Raw genomic sequence first — 4044 nt, forward strand, 5'->3', positions numbered from 1 at the left:
CCCCGCCGGCCGCGCCCACCACCGCCGAGGACGGCGCTCCCGCGACGGCCGAGGAGGGCGCCGCGTCCGAGCATTCCGCCGCCGACGTGAGGTTCGCGCGGATGATGATCCCGCACCACCAGCAGGCCATCGAGATGAGCGACATCATCCTTGCCAAGGACGACATCCCCGACGACCTCACGGAACTGGCCGAGGAGATCAAGGCCGCCCAGGACCCGGAGATCGAGCAGATGAACGAGTGGCTCGAGGAGTGGGGTGAGCCCGCCGGTTCGAGGGGTGGTCACGGTGGTCCCGCGGATCCCGGCATGGGGCACGGAGACCATGGTGGCCCCGGCGCGGGTGACCACATGGGCGATCGCATGGGTGACGCCGGCGAGATGCGCATGATGGACGGCATGCTCTCGCCGCAGGAGATGCAGGAGCTGGCCGACGCCGAGGGCACCGACGCCGCGCGGTTGTTCCTGGAGCAGATGATCGTCCACCACGAGGGTGCAATCGACATGGCCGAGGACCAGGTGGCCGGCGGCACACACCCGCAGGCGGTCGAGCTGGCCCAGACCATCATCGACACCCAGCAGCGGGAGATCGATCAGATGCGTGAGATGCTCGCCGCACTGTGACCGTGGTGAGTGCTCTTTCGACTGTTCCCCACCCGTCCGCGCGCCGTCGCGCCCTGCTCGCGGCCGTGATCGCGGGGTCGCTGACAATGACCGCCTGCACCTCGGCAGAACCGGAACCGGACTCCACGCCCGATCAGGCCGCGGCCACCCTCGTCGAGCAACACGACCTGGAGGGGATGGACGCCCGGCAGGTGATCGAGCGGCTCGACACCATGCCAGTGGCCGAGCGGCCCGACGACCTGTGGGCCTCGGTCGAGCCCGACCAGCTGGTGCTCAGCGACCCCACCGGTGATCTCGAGGAGACGGCGCTGCCGATGCCGGCCGACGAGTTCTACCTCTCCGTGGCGCCGTACCGGACCGTCACCCACGACTGCTTCTTCCATAGCCTCACCACGTGCCTTGGCGAGCTCGGTGGCGAGACCGTGCAGGTGACCGTGACGGACGAGGCGACCGGGCAGACCGTGCTCGACGAGACCCGCACGACCTACGACAACGGTTTCGTGGGCCTGTGGCTCCCGCGCGACCTCACGGGCACCCTGACGATCGAGCACGACGGCGACTCGACGACCTCGCCCGTCTCCACCGGCGGCGACGACTTGACGTGCCTGACCACGATGCAGGTGGCGTAGCCGGCGCAGCAGGGGTTTAGAACGGACGGCACGAGTCTGAGTGTGTTGTGGAGACGAGAGCAGCGAGGGCCGCGTTCGCATCGCCGCGCAGTGGTGACGACCACGCTTGGGCAGCTTGCCGATCAGATCTAGCTCAGCCTGCGGGGTAGTCGCGATTCAAAGTGCCGTCGGGGTTGAGGGCCTCGGCGGCTACATAGACCCACCGGGGAGTGGGCGCCCCCGCGTAGACGCAGACCAACCTTCTGTCATAGACCTCGAACACCTGATCCGGGTGGCAGGGATCCCCGTAGCTCGGTCCAGGCGCCGGAGGAGCGTGGAACTGCCACTCAAGGGGGTACGGCAACGGCGGCAACTGCCAGATCGGGATGTCAAAGGGTCGGGGAACCACAATCGGCGTCGGAACCGAACCAGGGACCCCCTGGGCGCTGGCCAAGGGCGCGCCAGTCAACACTAGAGCCGCAGTCGATGCAGCAACCAAAACCTTTATCGCGTATCGAGACATTCGGTTTTCCCTTCCGTAGTGGCAGTTGAGGCGCTGGACCCCGTAATGATCACCCCACGAATATGCGATTTTCTTTGTATTTCGCAATCTGATGATGTTCCCCGACATCCAGGCGTGGTGTGCGAGAGGGGAACGCGCAAACCTGACTCGCTCGGCCACCTTGCTGCTGACGTAGGGGCAAACCCTGAGGAACCTACCAATCGCAGGGCCGGGGTACCCGGATGTTTGACCGATTCTTGTCGTCAACAGTGTGAACAGAACCCACACCGGGGTTAGGTTGGGCACCATGAACGAGCAGTATCCGCCCTGGCCGGACGATCCGTCCGCCGTCGGCCGCGACCACCTGCCGGAGGTCACGGATCAGTTCTTTCCCTTGGAGCGGTTCCCCACTGAGCGATTCCCGCCCGAGCAGTTCCCAACGGAGCGCTTCCCCACCGAACAGTTCCCCACCCGCCCGGCCGCCGGGCCCGTCGAACCGCTGGCGCACGAGGGAGGTCTGCCCTACGGCAACCCGCCCGCGGCGGCGTACCGTCCTGCCCAGGATTTCGTCCCGCAGCACCTGACGGCGGCCCCAGCGTTCGCCAACAGCCCCTATGCGCCCGGGCAGCACCAGCCGCACCTGCCCCAGCACTTCGTGCCGCAACACTTCATGCCGCAGCCATTCATGCCCCAGCCGTACCCGATGCAGCAGACCGTGTTCGTCACCAACGGCGGCGGCCGGCGCGTCAACCACGTGCTGCACCTGATCCTGACCATCCTCACGTTCGGCCTGTGGCTCCCGGTCTGGGCGGTGCTCGCGATCGCCAATTCCTAGCGGCCGCTCGGGAGCAGTCGCCACAGCTGCTACACATCGCCCGGAACGGTTATCATCGCTGAATGGCGATCAATACCACGGCTGCGTGTACGCCCCTTGACGGTCTCGTGGGCGGGACGAAGGCTGCCCCGGAGCCAGGGGCCGAGCCAGAGTCAGGGGCGACCTCCGAGTCAGGACCGGGACTCGATGCCGCTGCCGCCCTGTTCCACAGCCTGTCCGACAGCACACGTCTGGCCATCATCCGTCGCCTCGCCCACGGTGAGACCCGGGTGGCCGATCTGGTGGCCGAACTCGGTCTGGCGCAGTCCACGGTGTCCGCGCACGTCGCGTGCCTACGGGATTGCGGGCTCGTGGACGGGCGGCCGCAGGGTCGGCAGGTGTTCTACTCGCTCACCCGTCCCGAACTGAGAGACCTGCTGGCCTCGGCCGAGACACTCCTCGCCGCGACCGGGTCGGCGGTCGCACTCTGCCCCAACTACGCCTCATGAGCGACGCGTGCGGGTGCGGCACCGACGACCCGCTGCCCGGGGACCACGAGGACCGCGGTCCGGAGACACTGTGGCAGGTCACCGAGATCCGGGCCGCAGCCGCCGCCGGGACACTGCTGCTGGCGGGGCTGATCCTCGGCTGGACGGCCGGCCCCGGTGCGGCCGAGCTCGCGCCGAACGAGCTCTCGCTCTCCGACACCGCGCTCTACCAACTCGCGCTGCACGTTCTCGCGCTGCTGGTGGCCGGCTACACCTTCGTCCCCTCGACAATGAAGCGGTTGGCGCGCGGCAGGATCGGCGTGGGCACGCTCATGACCATCGCGGCCGCAGGGGCGGTGATCCTCGGCCAGGTCGAGGAGGCCGCCGTGCTGGCGTTCCTCTTCGCGATCAGCGAGGGGCTCGAGGAGTACTCGGTCGCCCGCACCCGCCGCGGCCTGCGCTCTCTGCTGTCGCTGGTGCCGTCGACCGCCACCGTCGTGCGCGGAGGTCGGGAGGTGCGGGTGGAACCCGGCGACCTCCGTCTGGGCGAGGTGATGATCGTCCGACCGGGTGAGCGCATCGCCACGGACGGAGCAATCCGCGCCGGGCGGACCGCCCTGGACAACTCGGCGATCACCGGCGAATCGGTCCCTGTCGAGGCCGGTCCGGGGGACGAGGTGTTCGCGGGGTCGATCAACGGAAGCGGCGCCCTGGAGGTCACGGTCACCGCGGAGGCACGGGACAACTCGCTGGCCAGGATCGTCCGGATCGTCGAGGCCGAACAGTCCCGCAAGGGCGAGGCCCAGCGGCTGGCCGACACCGTCGCCAGACCGCTGGTTCCGGGGATCCTCGTGGCCGCCGCGCTGATCGCGACGGTGGGCGGTCTGCTCGGCGACCCGCAGGTGTGGATCGAACGCGCCCTCGTCGTACTGGTGGCGGCCTCACCGTGCGCACTGGCGATCTCGGTGCCCGTCACCGTGTACGCCGCCGTCGGTGCCGCGAGCCGCTTCGG

Annotated in this window: 5 protein-coding genes; all 5 read left to right on the top strand. The window is 68.6% G+C overall.

Translation table 11 applies throughout. The features are described 5' to 3' along the window. Positions 1 to 620 (top strand): DUF305 domain-containing protein (locus tag G6027_RS00080; protein ID WP_182634258.1); only part of this gene is annotated, 620 nt, incomplete at its 5' end. Between the two features lie 5 nt (positions 621 to 625). After that, on the top strand, positions 626 to 1249 hold the full coding sequence (locus tag G6027_RS00085; RefSeq protein ID WP_346995575.1) for a CueP family metal-binding protein: 624 nt from the start codon (positions 626 to 628) through the stop codon (positions 1247 to 1249). A gap of 788 nt (positions 1250 to 2037) precedes the next feature. Further along, a complete protein-coding gene (locus G6027_RS00090; RefSeq protein ID WP_182634269.1) occupies positions 2038 to 2565 on the top strand; it encodes a hypothetical protein in 528 nt (175 codons plus the stop codon). A 62-nt stretch (positions 2566 to 2627) separates the two neighbouring features. Continuing rightward, positions 2628 to 3053, top strand: a complete 426-nt coding sequence (locus G6027_RS00095) for a metalloregulator ArsR/SmtB family transcription factor (RefSeq protein WP_241726671.1) — start codon at positions 2628 to 2630, stop codon at positions 3051 to 3053. After that, the coding region (locus G6027_RS00100; protein ID WP_182634271.1) for an HAD-IC family P-type ATPase at positions 3050 to 4044 on the top strand (995 nt) is incomplete at its 3' end. The genes G6027_RS00095 and G6027_RS00100, both read left to right, overlap by 4 nt.

Origin of the sequence: Dietzia sp. SLG310A2-38A2, from assembly GCF_014145095.1 — a bacterium.
In the GTDB taxonomy this organism is placed as follows: Bacteria; Actinomycetota; Actinomycetes; order Mycobacteriales; family Mycobacteriaceae; genus Dietzia.